The following is a 15,620-nucleotide window of genomic DNA, read 5'->3' as shown; positions in this document are numbered from 1 at the left end:
GGGGCCCGGGCTCCGGTCGGGGGCGTCGACGGAGGGGCCGTCAAGGGTCCTTCGGTCACCGCGAGGTGAACGGCGTGCGACGCCGGTGCGGTACGTGACGGGGGCAACACGGATCGACGCTTGAGCGCGCTGTTGCTGGGTAGTACGCCGCCGTACTGCCCGCCCGCGCGTTAAGGAGCCCCGTGTGACCGCTGTGTTGGAAGCCCGCCCCGCGCCGGAGCGACCAGACGGGAGGGCCGACCGCCGCGCCGCCGTGCCGCTGCTGCGGAGGCTGCGCTCGCCAGAGGGGCTCGCCGACCCGAGCCCGGTCTACGACGAGCTGCGGGCGCTGGGCGACCTCGTCCCGGCGCCCTGGGGCGGCTACCTGGTCACCGGCTACGAGGCGTGCGACCAGGTCCTGCGCGGCAGGAACTGGCTCGTCCCCGACTTCGCCTGGCAGGAGCGGCAGACCGGCACGGAGCGCTGGGAGGCCGTCGCCACCCAGGAGATGAGCCGGACGCTCTCCCGGCTCAACGCACCCGAGCACACCCGGCAACGGCGCAGCCTCGGGAGCCTCTTCGACCGCAACACCCTCCGGGACATGGTGCCGGCCGTCGAGGCCGACGCCGCCGGGCTGCTGGACCACCTCGCCGAGCGAATACGGACGGACGGCGAGGCGGACTTCGCGGCCGTGGTCAGCGAGCAGCTGCCGATCGGCACCGTCGGGCGCTGGCTGGGCATCCGGCCCGCGGACTACCCGCACATCCTGGCGATGACCCACGACCAGGTGCACGCCCAGGAGCTGCTGCCCACCAAGAGCCAGCTGGCGGTCTCCGAGCAGGCCACCATGGAGCTGCGCCGGTACTTCACCCGCCTCGTCCAGGAGCGCCGCGACGGCGACGGCGACGACGTGATCGCCGGCTGGATCCGCACCTGGGACGCGCTGGAGTCCGACCGCGAGACCACCGACCGGATGGTCTACCAGCTCACCATGTTCGTCACCATCGCCTCGCTGGAGACCACGGCGACGATGCTCTCCTCGATGGTGTGGCAGCTGCTGCGGTCGCCCGGCCGGTGGCAGTGGCTGCGGGAGCGGCCCGAGCACATCGACGGGGTGATCGACGAGGCGCTGCGCTACGACCCGCCGATCCGCGTCAACAGCCGCATCGCGGGCGAGGACACCGAGCTGTCCGGGGTGTTCCTGCCCAAGGACACCATGGTCCACGTGATGTACGGCGCCGCCAACCGCGATCCGCGCCGCAACCCCGACCCGCACACCTTCGACCCGCTCCGCCGGGGCGCCCACCTCACCTTCGGCGGCGGCGCCCACTACTGCCTCGGCGCGGGCCTGGCGCGGCTGGAGGCGCGCGCCCTGCTCGGCCAGCTGCTGGAGCGCTTCCCGACGTTGCGGGCGGTGAGCCCGCCGGAGCACGCGCCCCGGATGGTCTTCCACCGGGTGACGTCCCTGAGAGTCGCCGCATGAGCGTCACCCCGCGGGCTCCCCAGTACCCCCCGTACGCGATGCAACCCCCGTACATCGCGCACCCCTCGACGCCCGCCGACTGGTACCCGCGGCCCGCTCCCGAACCCGTGGCCGTCCCCGTGCCCGCGCCGGCCCGTACCGTCCGCTCCGAGCTCCGGGGCGCGGTGCTCCACGTCGAGCTGGACAGTCCGGAGACCGGGAACGCCGTCACCATGGCGATGCTGGACGAACTCCTCGCCGTCCTCGCCGTACCCGACCCGGCCGTGCGCGTGATCGTGCTGTCCGCGGCCGGCCGGGACTTCTGCCTCGGCGGCGACCGCGACGAACTCCTCGCGGGCCTGGACGAGGACCCGACCGGCGGCCGGATCCGGACGTACGGGGACAAGGCGCGCCGGGTCTGCGACGCCCTCACCAACAGCCCCGCCGTCACCGTCGCCCGGGTCCAGGGCCGGGCGACCGGCGCCGGCTTCGCCCTGGCGCTCGCCTGCGACCTGCGGGTCGGCGCCGACAACGCCGTCTTCCGGCTGCCCGAGCTGGCCCTGGGCCTGCCGGTCGCCTGGGGCGGGCTGCTGCCCCGGCTGCTCAACGAGGTCGGCCCGGCCCGGGTCCGGGAGATCATCCTCACCGGCCGCCCGGTCGGCGCGGTGGAGGCGCGGGAGCTGGCCATCCTGCAGCGCGTCGTCGCCGAGGAGGAGCTGGACGGGGCGGTGGCCGAGTGGGCCCGGCCCGTCACCCGCCGCCCCGAGGCGGCCCTGCGGGTCACCAAGACGCTGCTGGCCTCCCACGCGTCGGCCACCCGGCTGGCCGACGCCTCCGTGCTGGACTCCGAGCTGATGGCCTCCGTCCTCGCCGCCGCCCACTACGCCCGCGGTCTCGCCGCCCAGCACCCGGCCGACTGACCGGCGGTGCGGAGGACGGTCCCGGGGGCCCTCCTCCGCACCCGCGCGGAAACCCGTTGTTGGTCGTTCCCGCACCTTCGGTACGGTGACCGTCGAACGATCAAGTGGGGGTTGTGACATGGGGAAGAACCGAGCCTCGGTCCGCGCGGTGGGCGTGGGCATCTCGGTGGCACTGCTGGTCGCCGGAGCGGCGGCCTGCTCGTCCGACGACAAGAAGGACGCGGCGAAGGCGGCCCCGGCTGCCACCGGCGCTTCCGCGTCCGCGTCCGCGACCGCCACGAAGGGCCCGGAGGCCTTCGCGGCCGCCGGGTACCGGGGGCTGAAGCCCGGGATGGCCAAGGACGCCGGGCTGGCCACCGGCGCCCTGGAGAGCGCGCCGGTCTCGCTGCTCGGCGGCTGCACGGACTTCGTCTACAAGGGCGGCCCGGCGCCGGACCAGGCCCGGATGGCAGCCGAGGCGGCCACCGAGGCCCGCTACAAGGACCTGAACGCCCAGGCCGACGCCGCCTCGGGCAGGGCGCCCGCCCCGGGCGGCGGCACCCTGCCGCCGAACGCCTCCGCCAAGGACGCGGCGGCCGCCGCCGCGGGGTCGGCCGCGGCGGCCAAGGACTCGGCCGCCGCCGCCAAGACGATCGCGGACGCGACGATGGCCCTGGTCGACCTGAGGGTGGCGCAGGAGGCCAAGGATAAGGCGTACCTGGCCACCGGCCGGGTCTCCTTCGCCGCGACGGGCCTGCGCGAGCTGGCCGCCCCGGCGGACGCGCGGACGGCCGAGGGCATCGGCGCCGGCTCCACCGTGGAGGCGCTCCAGCAGGCGTACGGGCCAAAGGGCCTCCAGCTCGACAAGAGCGGCAGGTACGTGATGCCGGCCGAGGGACAGCAGGGCTGGCAGTACGAGTTCACCGTGGACGGCGGCAAGGTCACCGGGATGGCCGTGGTGAACCGCGACGTCAAGTGCGCGTGACGGCCTGACGGTTCGGCAGGGGCAGCCCGCGCAGGGCCGCGCGGGCCCGGGCGACGCCGCCGGGGGTGGCGGGCGCTCCGGTGCCGACGGCGACCGTTCTCGTGCCCAGGCCCGCGCAGGTGCGGCAGATGCCGGGGCGGGGCACCGGGTCGTGGCAGCGGCCGCACTCGGCATGGGGCGCCGGTGGCTCTGGCTCCGGTGGCAGCTTGCGCCGCAGCCGGTCCCGGAGGACCGCCGCCGGGGAGTGCATCGGCTGCGGCAGCCCGGGGAGCAGGGCGTGGGCCAACCCGGCCTCGTCGCAGCCCCGTTCCAGCCACTGCGCGACGAGCGGCGCCAGCGTCCGCGCCTCGGCCTCGCCGAGGCGCAGGCGCGGCTCGGGCCGGATCACCCGGAACAGGGTGGCCACGGCCGCCCGCGTCCGTTCATCCGGGAGGGTGGGTTCTTGCTCCGGGTTCTTTACGGGAGGGGTGACAGCGCCGCCGGTCCCTCCTCCACCGGAAGCCGGACGGGGGACAGCCGGTGCGCGGTGCGGGGTGTCGAAGACGTGGGCCTCGGACCGGACCGTCCCGTCGGTCATCCGGACGGTGTCGACCCGGTAGTACCCGGCGTCCTTCAGCTCCTTGAGCGCCCGCCGCACGGCGCCCCGCCCCTGCGGGCTGCTGTCCGCCATCTGCCGCCCGTCCTCCCGCCACCCGTCCGGGCGGGAGAGGAGATCGGCGAGGAGGCCGCGAGCGGTGTAGGAAAGCCGACGGTCCTGCAACAGGCCGTTGGGAAGCACGGTGAACGCGCGCACATGCGCGCTACGATGAATCTGCATCTGGAGGTCTTGCTCCTGGTGCCCGACCCCGGGGTGTCTCACCACCGCCGGGGTCTCCTATGTTCTGTTGATGATGCGGAAAGTAGCACATCGGCTACGCAGAGTGCGAACCGTTTGCGAACATCCACCCGGCGGCTAGCGCACTACTGGGATCGCCCCGGAGCGCCAGTCGGCCAGCCGCTTGCGGATGCTCGACACCATCGGCAGCCCGTCCGTTTCGGCCGGGGTGAACCAAGCCACCTCGTGGGACTCGTCGGACACCCGCAGCTGCCCGCCGAGCGGGCGTCCGAGGAGGCAGATGGAGAACTCCTGGCGGACCTCGCCGTCGTCGTAGGCGAAGACGTGCCGGGGGTCGGTGTAGGTGCCGACGATTCCGGTGATCTCGACCTCGATGCCGGTCTCCTCGCGCGTCTCGCGGACACCGCACCCGGCGAGCGACTCACCGATCTCCATCTTGCCGCCGGGCAGCGCCCACATCCCGTTGTCGGTGCGGCGCTGGAGCAGGACACGGCCCGCGCCGTCGACCACGACCACCGAAGCGGCCGGGACCAACGAGTTCGCCGCAGGGGCGTTCGGGTCGCCCTCGTAGTCACGCCTGGGCACGATCCACTACCTCTATCGAACCCGGCGCTACGCCTCGGGCGGCACGCTGTAGCGACTCAAGACGTCGTCGGTGGTGGACCTGTCCAGCAGGCGCAGCTCCCAGGGCCCGGTGTTGACGTCGAACTCCTTGCCGAAGCCGACCCACTTGCCGGCCATCCGGCGCCCGGTCGGATCGACCAGGAGCTGAATGGCGCCGTGGTACCTGGCCCCCTGGTAGTAGCCGTCCTGCGCGGTCTGTTCCACCCATAAGCCCGTCACGACGTTCCGGTCGACGGTGAGATCGAAGGACAGCGGTGAGTCGGGATTGGACGACGCGCCGGGGAGGGACCGGCCAGTGATCCGGTTTCCGTTCTGGAGCAGTACGACGTGGTGCAGGCCGGTAAACGTGTTCTCCCGGCTGCTGCTGAAGAACTCGTAGTGGCTGATCCAGACCCCCGAGTATTCCTCGCCCGTGGGAGCGGGCGCGGCCTGCGCGGGCACGCCCGGTTCATCGCTGGTCATGTCATGGCCTCCCGTACCGTCCGCGCCCGTCCTTGGCCGCCCGCCATGGGGCGGGCGCGATCGAGGAGCCCACGCACGTGGGGGTTGCGGCGGTGCGGCCGGGTCGCGGAGAGCATCGAGCGGAAGCGGTCGTCAGCCCGGCCGGACTGGATGGTCGGGTAGTCGTCCAGGGCGAGATGCCAGTTCTGGACGGCTTCCTCCAGTCGGCCGGCTTCGAGCTGCCATTCAGCGAGCATCGAGCGGTGACGCATGCGGCCCCGGCGATAGACCGCAGGCCGGATCGTCGCGGAGTGTCGAAGTGCGCGGATCGCGCCTTCACGGTCGCCCAACTCGTAGCTGACCTGGGCAATGTGGTACGAGAGCGTGGCGGGATCGTAGGAGCCGAACGCCTTCCCTTTGGACTCTGCCTGCTCCATCGCGACTTCCGCCGTCCGCAGGTGGTGCAGGGCTCCGGCCCTGTCTCCGGTCTGGGCGAGAGCGTGAGCTTGTTGGCCGGCAAGGAATGCCCTCATGCGAGGGCCGGCCTGGGGCGAGGCGGATGAGGCTGCTTCCGCGAGTCGCAGGGCGGCGCTGCCGTGGCCGAGGTCGACGGCCTGGACGCTCATGCCACGCAGGGTGGTGCAGTACGTGAGGTGGTCATCCGCGTGCCCGGCCAGCTCCAGGGCTTTCGTGTAGTAGCGCTGGGCCAGGGAGTCGTGGCGTTCGTCCACGGCCATGTAGCCCGTCAAATAGCAGTGGTCGGCGGCGGCCGACAGCATGGCCTTGCGGACGTTCTCGCTGGCATCCGCCCTCAGATACGGGACGATCGTGTTGACCAGGAACGAGGCAGCCATCGGACGGGCCATCCGGCCGCCGAACTGGTCGTCCAGGTCGCTGATCCGCTCGGTCATCGCCACGACTGCCTGAACTTCCGCCACGCCGATCCGCAGGTGCGGATCGGTCCGCAGTCTCGCGAAGCGGCCCACTACGTCTGGCCAGCCCGGGATGGTGAGGGCCACTGAATAGAGGCCTGCGGTGAGTACTCCACGCCGGGATGGGTCCATGTCGAGGCTCCCCAGGTCAACCAGTCCTGACACCGTATCCGTCGACTGGTCGGCGGGGGTAGGCATCTCGCGGAATCCGGCCTCGAAGGCGGTGATCGGCCGCTTGAGCCTCCGTGCCAGCGTCTCCAGGACGACTGGCAGGGCCTTTGCCGAGGGTGAGGTGCCGCCCAGCCAGTGGGAGACGGCCGAAGCGTCGTACTTCAGCCGCTGCCCGGTCTCGGTGCCCGTCCGGTTGACGGCCCGTGCCAACTCGCCGTTTCCCCAGGCAGCTTCGGTCATCAACGAGGCGAGCTTGCGGTTCGGCGCACGGTCGGTTCGCACGGCAGTTCCCCCTGGTGGGCGGGTTTCAAGGGTTTCAACGTCTCGGCTCGCCTCGACCATAGCCGACCACCAGGCAGGAATGTTGACTGATAGTCACTGTTCAATCACCAGCAGTGGTGCGACCGGTTCCCCTTCCCTGCCCGTACGAGGTGCTCCCTCATGCTCATGTCCCGCCGTCCCCGCATGTTCGTCGCGTGCCTCGACTCCCGTGTCGAATCCACGCCCCTCGCGCGGCACTTGCTCCGGGCCTGCCTCTCCGGCCTCCCTACCGGTGACCGCTACCACGACACCGCTGAGCTGCTCCTCGGAGAGCTCTTCGCCAACGCCGTCCAGCACTCCGACGCGCCCGACGACCGGCACATCGAGGTCCGCTTCACTCTCACCCCCGACGACCTCCTGCGCCTCGAAGTCCACGACGCCGACACCACCCGCCCCCTCCTCCGTGCTGCTGCGCCGGACGACGAGCACGGGCGCGGCCTGCTCCTCGTCAACGGACTGGCCGAACGCTGGGGCTGCGCCTCCCGTCCCTGCGGCATCGGCAAGTACGTCTGGGCCCTCATCGCCCCCGCCACCACCCCCTGAAAGCCCGATTCCCCATGCACCTCGCCACCCTCGCCCGGCACACCCTCTCCCGTGGCGCCACCCCGGCCGCGACCTACACCCTGATCGCCCGCCTCGGCCACCAGCCCCTGCCCACCGCGCGCGCCGTCTGCCTCGCCCTCGGCATCCCCCTCGCCGAGACCGTCCGCCGCCTCGCCGACTGCCACGACGCCCTGCTCGCCGCCCCCCGTCCCGACTCGGAACAAGACACCGGCGAACTCCTCGAAGCCCTCGGCGTCTTCGACGTCCCCAAGTCCCTCACCGACACCGAACGCACCGTCGTCGAGCACTTCCTGGTCGCCGTCGAGGCCATGGGCGGCATCCGCCCCGGCCACCACCACGGCCTCCAGCGCTGGTTCACCACCGGCAACCTCACCGCCGCCTACCTCTCCCTCGCCGCTGCCCGCCCCCTGCCCCGCACCGGCGACCCCACCCGCTACTGGGCCAGCCTCGTCACCGCCGGCGAACTCCTCGCCGCCACCCTCCCCTCCGACCACCGCATCAGGTACGCCCTCACCCACTGCCGCACCCGTGCGACCTGCCTGTGAGCGCGGGAAGTCGGCCCCGCCGACTTCCCGCGCAGAAGGCGGGACCACGGCGCCGGGGAGAGGAGAGGCGGGGCGGGCTTCCCAATCGTCCCGAGGCGTCGTGAGAATGGCGGAGAAGCCTGCTCTCGCCCCGCACTCACGAATCCTCCGGAGCTGCCACAGTGACGAGCAACACCGCACAGCAGGACGACGCCGTCGCCGACAAGGCGATCCTCGCGAACAGCGCCTACGCCGACGGCCGCCACCTGGCCGCCCGGCAGTCCCTCTACCAGTGGCAGCGGCCGCGGTACGACCTGCCGGGGATCGTCGTCGAAGAGCTGGCCGGCACCAGCGGCACCGTGATCGACATCGGCTGCGGCAACGGCACGTACGTCAACCGCCTGCACCGGGACCGACCGGACCTCCAGGTCGTGGGAGTGGACATCTCGGCGGGCATCCTCGCCGACGTCCCGAAGCCGGTCCTGGTGGCCGACGCCCAGGCCCTGCCGTTCGGCGACGGCAGCGTCGACGCGGTACTGGCCCTGCACATGCTGTACCACGTGGGTGACATCGAGGCCACGATCGAGGAACTGGCCCGTGTCCTCCGGCCTGGCGGTGTGCTCGTCGCCTCGACCAACAGCGACACCGACAAGCAGGAGCTCGACCGGCTCTGGGCCAGGGCCGCGGGGGACGTCCTCGGGGTTCCCGAGGGCCCGTGGAGGGTCACCCGGTTCTCGTTGGAGAAGGCCTCCGGCTACCTCGGTGCGGTGTTCGAGGACATCAGGGTGCGGGAACTGCCCGGTGTCATCCGGGTTTCCGACCCCGCGCCGGTCGTCGCCCACCTGGCCTCGTACGAGGCCTGGGCCGACCGGAGCGGCGTCCCTTTCCACGAGACCGTCGGCCGGGCAGCGGAGATCGTCGCTGAGGCGATCGCCACCGAAGGGGTCTTCGAGATCAACGGCCTCGGCGGCATCCTGATCTGCCGCCGCTGAGGGGAGGTCGGTTCTGCGTCCGGCGGCCCCGGCCAGTCATGGCCGGGGCCGCCGTGACTCTCTCTTGGGGCGGGGCCGCGTGCGTTCACGCGGCCCCGCCCCCGGCTTCGGCGTGGTACGCCCACCTGCCGCACAGGAAGTCGGACCGGCCGACTTCTCGTGCGGGACGGCCGGTCAGCGGGCCGCGGCGCGCTGGAGGGCGCTGGCGAGGAGGGCGAGGTCGGTGGGGCCGTTGCCGAGTTCGCGGACCGGGCGGCGGGCCGGTGGGGCGCCGAGCTGGAGCGGGTCTATGGCGACGACGGTGGGCCGCAGCGTGGCGGTGCGCGGGATGCGGCCGCTGATCCGGGCGGTCTGGAAGGCGGTGACGCCGCCGTCCGGGAGCCGGAGGTAGCCGCGGCCGGGGGTGTCCTCGGGGAGGGCGGCCGCGTCGCCGAGGTGGATCAGCAGGTCGGAGTCGGCCGGGTCGTCGGTGCGCAGCGCGATCCTCAGCAGCGCGGACTCGTCCACCTCGGTGCCGGCGCTCTCCTCCGGGCGGCCGGTGGCGACGGCGAGGTGGATGCCGAGCGGCCCGCCGCGGCGGGCGACGGCGGCCAGCGCGCGGGCGAGCGGGCGGCCGGCGGCGGAGGTGGGGGAGAGCAGGGCGTCGTAGTCGTCGACGACGACGACCAGCCGGGCGGGGGGAGCGGCCGGTCCGGTCGGGCGGGGGCCTTCCGCGCCGCGCGGCGGGATGATCCGGGGGGTGGTGGCCGCTCCGCCGCCGACGGCGGCGGGCACCGGGACCTTGGCGTGCTCCGCGGCCTCCTCCGGCCCGTCCAGGCTCTGCTCGTCCAGGATGCGGGCGGCGTGCCAGGAGGCGAAGTCCAGCCCGTCGAACAGCCGCTCCCGGATGGTGAGTTCGTCCTCCAGCGCCTCGGCGGCGAGCAGGGCGGCGCGCGGGTCGGCGGCGGCGTTCACCCGGCCGGTGACGTGCGGCAGCTCGGTGCAGCCGTCCAGCCCGTCCTGCCCGTCCGACACGGCCCGGCCCTCGATGATCGTGACGGCCAGCCGCTCGGGCCGCTCGGAGACGGCGAGCGAGGCGACCAGGGTGCGCAGCAGCTCGGTCTTGCCGGAGCCGCGGGCGCCGCCGATCAGCAGGTGCGGGCCGCCCGGGTCGGGGGAGGGGAGGGTGAGCTCGGGGTCGGCCAGGTCGAGCGTGCAGAGCTCGTCGCGGGTGGTGCCGAGCAGGGCGGTGGCGGCGCCGATGCCGCCGGCGTGGGCGTCCCAGCGGGCGGAGAGCTTGGCCGGGGTGACGGTGTCGAGCTGGAGCAGGTCGAGCAGCCGCAGGACGTCGGGCAGCGGGCCGCGGGCGGCCGGGGTGGCCTCGCGCAGCGGGGCGAGGACCCGGGCGAGGCGTTCGGCCCAGGCGTCCGAGACGGCGTCCAGCGAGACCTCGTGCAGGGCCTCCCGGCCGCGGGCGACCGGGCGGTCCAGCGAGAACTGGGTTCCGACCTCGCCGGTGATCACGGCGGTGGCGCCGAGGCCCCGGGGGAGCAGTTCGGGCTGTTCGGCGAGGCAGATCGGGAAGATGCCGACGGCGGGGCCCTGGCGCAGCAGCAGGTCGAGCGCCTGCCGGGCGGCCTCGGTGGCCGGGCGGCCGTCCACCACGACCACGGTGGCGGGGTGGCCGCCGAGGCCGCTGGGGCCGCGGAGCCGGGCGGTGAGCTCGGTCAGCCGGGCGGTGGCCTGTTCGTCGTCGAGGCCGATCAGCAGCCGGCAGTCCTGGCCGTCGACCGGGCGCAGGTGGGGCAGCCACAGGGCCCAGGCCCAGGTGTCGGCGCGGTCCTCGGCGGCGCGGGCCGGGTCGGCGTCGACCACGACCAGGCTGAGCCCGGTCGGCGGGTGCAGTGCGGCGAGCTGGGCGACGACGGCGCGGGCGAGCGCGTCCAGGCGCTCGCGCGGGCCGCTGAGGCCGAGGCTGCCGGCGGTCTGGAGGTCGAGGGTGACCGGGACGGCGGGCAGCATGGTGCCCGGCGTGGTGCCGGGGCCGCCGGGGCGGTCGGCGGTGCCGAGGCGCAGGGTGAGCGCGTCGGGGTGGCCGGGGCCGCGTTCCCAGAGCCGGGGGCCGGGGCGGACGGCGTTGAGCAGCAGGGTGGCGAGGTCGGGCCAGCGTTCGCGCTGGGCGGCGGTCTGGCGCAGCCGTACCGCGGCGTGGTGGCGTTCGGCGCTTTCCTGGCCGGGCGGCTCGGCGGCGCGGCCGGGCAGCAGGGAAAAGAGCCCGCGCCCACGGCCCGGAGCGGGTTCGGGGGCGGCGGGCGGTTCGACCACGGGCGGCGCGGGCCGGACCGGGCCGGGGGCGGCGAGCTGGAGGTGGCCGTGGCCGTCCGGCAGGGCGGCGCGGACGGTCCCGGTGGCTTCGGCCGGTTCGGGGGCGGTCACCTGGAGGGTGGACTCGCCGATCCGCAGCAGGGCGCCGGGCTCCAGCGGGACGGCGGCCTCCGGCGGGCCGGGCGGGACGAGCCGGCCGTCCAGGGCGGTGCCGTTGGTGGAGCCGAGGTCGCGGACGGAGACCCGGCCGTCCTCGGCGAGGTGCAGGGACAGGTGCAGCCGGGAGACGTCCGGGTCGTCGAGCGGGACGTCGGCCTCGGCGGAGCGGCCGACCCGGATCTCCCGGCCGTGCAGCCGGTGCACGCCGCCGGCGTCGGGGCCGCCGACCACCCGCAGTTCGGCGGCGGGGGCGTCGTCGGGGTCGTCGGCGGTGGGGTCGGGCTCGTTCAGGCTGAGCACGGCGCCGTCGAGCAGCGGGGGGTGGCCGAGCAGGGTGTGCTCGTCGACCCGGTGCGCCCCGGCATAGAGGTGCACGTGGGTGGCGGCCCGCGGCCCGCGGACGCCCACGGCCCCGGCGAGCGCGCCCGCGATGGCGCCGAGTGCGGTGCCGACGGGCGCGGTGACCAGCACGTCCACGTAGGGAATGGCGGAGCCGGCGGCGGACGGGCCGCTGCGCGGTCGGAGGACGGTCAGCCGGATCTGCATCTCGCCCGCGGGTCCCTTCTGCTGATGTGAAGCCTGGTGCCGCTGCCCGGTGCCGTGGGCACCGTTGGGCCACACGAGTGGCGAGTGTCCATCCTGCCATCCGTCGAGGACGGTCCGCGCACCGTACCGGATTTGACGATCTTGCGATCATCGCCGTGGCGCGGGCGACGGAGGGTCAGGTCGACCGGCCCCTCGCGGGGTGCCCGGGACCTTCCCTAGGGGATGTCCCCCAACCCTTCCCCAGACCGTGCGGATGGCCTACCGGCCACCTCAAAAACCCGAACGGACACCGTTAGAGTGGCCGCAGACACGGGCCCGGCAGGCTCACCGCACCAGCGGAGGAGCGCCCCGCGCGGGCGGCACGGCGAGGAGTGCGACAGGTGCGGCCAGTCGGCAGCAAATATCTGCTGGATGAGACCCTCGGGCGGGGTGCGACCGGGACCGTCTGGCGCGGCGTGGTGCGCGAGGACGTCCAGGTGCCGGGCTGCGCGCCCGGCCAGCGGGTGGCGATCAAGGTGCTGCGCGAGGAGCTGGCCGCCGACCCGGACGTGGTGATGCGCTTCCTGCGCGAGCGCTCGCTGCTGCTGCGGCTGACCCACCCCAACATCGTCCGGGTCCGCGACCTGGTCGTCGAGGGCGAGCTGCTGGCCCTGGTGATGGACCTGGTGGAGGGCCCCGACCTGGCCCGCTACCTGCGCGCCAACGGCCCGTTCAGCCCGATCGCGGGCGCCCTGCTGATGGCCCAGGTCGCGGACGCGCTGGCGGCCAGCCACGCGGACGGGATCGTCCACCGCGACCTCAAGCCGGCCAACGTGCTGCTCGCCTCCACCCTGGTGGACGGCGTCGAGCGGATGCACCCGCTGCTGACAGACTTCGGCATCGCCCGGCTGGCCGACTCCCCGGGCGTCACCCGCACCCACGAGTTCGTCGGCACCCCCGCCTACGTCGCGCCGGAGTCCGCCGAGGGCCGCCCGCAGACCTCCGCGGTGGACGTGTACGGCGCCGGGATCATGCTGTACGAGCTGGTCACCGGCCGCCAGCCGTTCCAGGGCGACAGCGCGCTCGCCGTGCTCCAGGCCCACCTGGCCCAGGAGCCGCAGCGGCCCAGCACCATGCCCGAGCCGCTCTGGACGGTGATCGAGCGCTGCCTTCGCAAGGACCCGGCCCAGCGGCCCGGCGCCACCTCGCTGGCCCACGCGCTGCGGGTGGTCGCGGCCGGCGTCGGCGTGCACGCCTCCCCGGCGGCGGTGGACGAGGCGCTAGCGGTCGGCGCCCTGCTGCTGCCGGACCCGCAGCCGACCGCCGTCCCCGCCACCGCGTCGCCGCTGCCGCCCGCGACGGTGCCGGGCGCCATGGGCCTGGGCGCGACGGCCCTGGGCGCCGACGACCGCACCCAGGTGCTGCCACCGCCCCCGGCCGGACCGCAGTACGACCCGGCCGGGGCGACCCGGGTGATGGGCACCCAGCCGCCGCCGGCGCCCCCGCACGGCGCCGAGGACCGCACCCGGGTGATGCCGCCCGCCGCCGTGCCGCCGCCCCCGCCCGCCGCGCCGCCCCAGGAGGAGGCGCCCCACCCGTGGCAGACCCAGCTGCGCGCGGCGCGGGACCGCAACCAGCAGACCCAGGTCGGCTACTTCGGCCCGGAGGACTACGAGGACTACCCGGACCCGCAGGTCGCCCCGCCGCCCTACCAGGCCGGCCAGGGCGGCCACCCCGGCCAGGGCCGCCGGCCGGGCCAGGGGGCCCCGGGCGGCCGCCCCGGGCCGCAGCAGCCCGACGGCTACCGCCAGTCCCCGCCCCCGCCCGGCTACGCCCAGCGCCCGCCGGTGGCCCCGCCGCCGTACCAGGCGGGCCAGGGCGGCCACGGCGGTCCGCAGGGCCAGGGTGGTCAGCGGGGCCAGGGCGGCCAGGGCGGCCGCCCCGGGCCGCAGCCGCCCGGCGGCTACCGGCAGGCCCCGTCCGGGTACGGGCAGCCGCAGGGCGGCTACCCGCCGCCGCCCGCGCCCACCCCGGTGCCGCGCCGGGCCGAGCCGCCCGCGCCGCAGTACCGGGAGGCCCCGCCGCAGCGCCGCGAGGAGCCGCCGGCACCGGCCCGCCGCGAGCCCGCGCCGGCCCGCGAGCCGCGCCCGCGCAGCCGCAACCGGATGTACATCCCGGGGCTCGGCTGCCTCAAGGGCTGCCTGATGGTCCTGCTGGTGCTGGCCGTGGCCGGGGTGGCGCTGTGGAACTTCACGCCGCTGCCGCAGTACTGGGACAACGTGGTGGGCTGGTTCGACTCGGCGCGCGGCTGGGTGAACAGCGTCCTCGGCAGGTAGCGCCCCGGGCGGGAGCCCGCCCCGGGCCGGTGCCCGTGCCGGGTCAGCGCCGATGCCGGGCAGCGGTCCGGCATCGTGGGCCGGGCCGATCCGGGCCCCGGCCCGGTCGGGAGGCGATATTGGCGCTATATCGACAATTCGCGAGATTTCTCGGCCGGGAGTCCCGCCCAGGGCCCCTCAGGCGGCCCGCGCGGGGCCTCCGGGCGCGTAGGTTGGTCGCTGTTGTCCCGCCCCACCGAGCGCGCCGGACCCCCGGAGCGCTCCCGCGCCGCCCACGGAGCAGCATTGGCACGCAAGATCGGCAGCCGGTACACCGTCCACCAGGTGATCGGCCGGGGTTCGGCCGGGACGGTCTGGCTCGGTGAGGGGCCGGACGGCCCGGTGGCGGTCAAGCTGCTGCGCGAGGACCTCGCCGCCGACCAGGTGCTGGTCGGCCGCTTCGTCCAGGAGCGCACCGCGCTGACCAGCCTCGACCACCCCCGGGTGGTCGGCGTGCGCGACATGGTGGTGGACGGCAGCGACCTCGCCCTGGTGATGGAGCTGGTCCAGGGCACCGACCTGCGCTCCCGGCTGGAGCGGGACGGCGCGCTGCCGCCGCAGACCGCCGCCTCGGTCATCGCCGACGTCGCCGACGGCCTGGCCGCCGCGCACGCGGCCGGGATCGTCCACCGCGACGTCAAGCCGGAGAACGTCCTGCTCGACCTCGCCGCCGCCCCCGGCCCGGGCGGCGCCCCGCGCGCCAAGCTCACCGACTTCGGCGTGGCCCGCCTGGTCGACGCCCCCCGCCGCACCCGGGCCACCCGGATCATCGGCACCCCCGACTACCTCGCCCCCGAGATCATCGAGGGCCTGGAGCCGCGCGCCGCCGTCGACATCTACGCCCTCGCCACCGTGCTGTACGAGCTGCTGGCCGGCTCCACCCCGTTCGGCGGCGGCCACACCGGCGCGGTGCTGCGCCGGCACGTCACCGAGCAGGTGCCGCCGATCCCCGGTCTGCCGGACGGGCTGTGGCGGATCATCTCCGAGTGCCTGGCCAAGGCCCCGGCCTCCCGGCTGCGCGCCGCCGAGCTGGCCTCCCGGCTGCGCGAGCAGCTGCCCTCGCTGGCCGGTCTGCCGGTGCTCGCGGTGCCCGTCCAGGGCCGGGCCCCGGCCGAGGAGCAGCTGACCCCCGGCGAGGCCGTCTACGCCGAGGTCGACGCCGGCCCCGGCACCCACAAGCGCCGCCGCGGCCCGGCCGTGCCGCTGGTGCCCGGCGCCGCCCCGGACTCCACCCGGGACACCCACACCAGCCTGCGCCGCCCGTCCGCCGAGGAGCTGGCCGCCTACGCGGTCGAGTCCCGCGCCCAGCGCGTCGCCCCCGGCCACCGCCGGGACCGTCAGGCGCTGCTGCGCCGCCGCCGGCTGCTGGCCGTCCTGATCGCCACCGTGCTGCTGCTGGCGGGCGCCGCCGCGGCCTGGACGGCCTTCGCGGCCACCGTCCCGGACGGCGGCCACCCCACCCGCCCGGCGGTGTCGGGCACGGCCCCGCGGGCGCCCTGACCGCCGTTGTGACGCCTGGGGAACCGGG

The 15,620-nt window shown here is 75.0% G+C and carries 12 protein-coding genes and 1 pseudogene; 8 read left to right on the top strand and 5 right to left on the bottom strand.

What is annotated here, in order from left to right:
* Positions 1-271: 271 nt before the first annotated feature.
* The 3 genes from ACIQI7_RS35335 to ACIQI7_RS35325 all read left to right on the top strand — a co-directional run bounded on the left by ACIQI7_RS35335 (position 272) and on the right by ACIQI7_RS35325 (position 3,325).
* Complete coding sequence (locus ACIQI7_RS35335; protein ID WP_401118081.1) at positions 272-1,462, top strand: cytochrome P450; 1,191 nt, start codon at positions 272-274, stop codon at positions 1,460-1,462.
* A complete protein-coding gene (locus ACIQI7_RS35330) occupies positions 1,459-2,361 on the top strand; it encodes an enoyl-CoA hydratase/isomerase family protein (protein ID WP_401118027.1) in 903 nt (300 codons plus the stop codon). The genes ACIQI7_RS35335 and ACIQI7_RS35330 overlap by 4 nt, the downstream gene beginning before the upstream one ends.
* Positions 2,362-2,479: 118 nt before the next feature.
* On the top strand, positions 2,480-3,325 hold the full coding sequence (locus tag ACIQI7_RS35325; protein WP_401118025.1) for a hypothetical protein: 846 nt from the start codon (positions 2,480-2,482) through the stop codon (positions 3,323-3,325).
* Here the strand turns inward: ACIQI7_RS35325 and ACIQI7_RS35320 are convergent.
* The 4 genes and pseudogenes from ACIQI7_RS35320 to ACIQI7_RS35305 form a co-directional block, all read right to left on the bottom strand.
* Positions 3,312-4,142 (bottom strand): hypothetical protein, encoded by an 831-nt coding sequence (locus tag ACIQI7_RS35320; protein ID WP_401118023.1) that lies wholly within the window; start codon positions 4,140-4,142, stop codon positions 3,312-3,314. The genes ACIQI7_RS35325 and ACIQI7_RS35320 overlap by 14 nt on opposite strands.
* A gap of 135 nt (positions 4,143-4,277) precedes the next feature.
* Positions 4,278-4,745, bottom strand: coding sequence for an NUDIX hydrolase (locus ACIQI7_RS35315; protein WP_401118021.1), 468 nt, complete (start codon positions 4,743-4,745; stop codon positions 4,278-4,280).
* Between the two features lie 27 nt (positions 4,746-4,772).
* Positions 4,773-5,279 (bottom strand): annotated as a pseudogene (locus tag ACIQI7_RS35310) (XRE family transcriptional regulator); the annotation flags it as partial.
* Positions 5,243-6,568 carry a tetratricopeptide repeat protein gene (locus tag ACIQI7_RS35305; protein ID WP_401118079.1) on the bottom strand — a complete coding sequence of 442 codons (1,326 nt, stop codon included), beginning with the start codon at positions 6,566-6,568 and terminating at the stop codon, positions 5,243-5,245. The pseudogene ACIQI7_RS35310 and the gene ACIQI7_RS35305, both read right to left, overlap by 37 nt.
* Positions 6,569-6,769: 201 nt before the next feature.
* On the opposite strand from ACIQI7_RS35305, the gene ACIQI7_RS35300 reads away from it, so the two are divergent.
* The 3 genes from ACIQI7_RS35300 (at position 6,770) to ACIQI7_RS35290 (ending at position 8,729) form a co-directional block, all read left to right on the top strand.
* On the top strand, positions 6,770-7,192 hold the full coding sequence (locus tag ACIQI7_RS35300) for an ATP-binding protein (protein ID WP_401118019.1): 423 nt from the start codon (positions 6,770-6,772) through the stop codon (positions 7,190-7,192).
* Positions 7,193-7,206: 14 nt separating this feature from the next.
* A complete protein-coding gene (locus tag ACIQI7_RS35295) occupies positions 7,207-7,758 on the top strand; it encodes a hypothetical protein (RefSeq protein WP_401118017.1) in 552 nt (183 codons plus the stop codon).
* A gap of 161 nt (positions 7,759-7,919) precedes the next feature.
* Positions 7,920-8,729, top strand: a complete 810-nt coding sequence (locus ACIQI7_RS35290) for a class I SAM-dependent methyltransferase (protein ID WP_401118015.1) — start codon at positions 7,920-7,922, stop codon at positions 8,727-8,729.
* A 174-nt stretch (positions 8,730-8,903) separates the two neighbouring features.
* Here ACIQI7_RS35290 and ACIQI7_RS35285 read toward each other — a convergent pair whose 3' ends face one another.
* The gene (locus ACIQI7_RS35285) at positions 8,904-11,738 is read right to left on the bottom strand and encodes an FtsK/SpoIIIE domain-containing protein (protein WP_401118012.1); all 2,835 of its coding nucleotides are present in this window, start codon (positions 11,736-11,738) and stop codon (positions 8,904-8,906) included.
* 380 nt (positions 11,739-12,118) lie between these two features.
* Here ACIQI7_RS35285 and ACIQI7_RS35280 point away from each other — a divergent pair, with 380 nt between their 5' ends.
* Together ACIQI7_RS35280 and ACIQI7_RS35275 are read left to right on the top strand one after the other, a co-directional pair.
* Positions 12,119-14,053 (top strand): protein kinase, encoded by a 1,935-nt coding sequence (locus tag ACIQI7_RS35280; protein WP_401118010.1) that lies wholly within the window; start codon positions 12,119-12,121, stop codon positions 14,051-14,053.
* Between the two features lie 285 nt (positions 14,054-14,338).
* Positions 14,339-15,592 (top strand): serine/threonine-protein kinase, encoded by a 1,254-nt coding sequence (locus tag ACIQI7_RS35275; RefSeq protein ID WP_401118008.1) that lies wholly within the window; start codon positions 14,339-14,341, stop codon positions 15,590-15,592.
* Positions 15,593-15,620: the final 28 nt, after the last annotated feature.

It is taken from the genome of Kitasatospora sp. NPDC092039, from assembly GCF_044756065.1.
Taxonomy (GTDB): Bacteria; Actinomycetota; Actinomycetes; order Streptomycetales; family Streptomycetaceae; genus Kitasatospora.
This window is presented reverse-complemented; position numbering and strand designations above follow the sequence as displayed.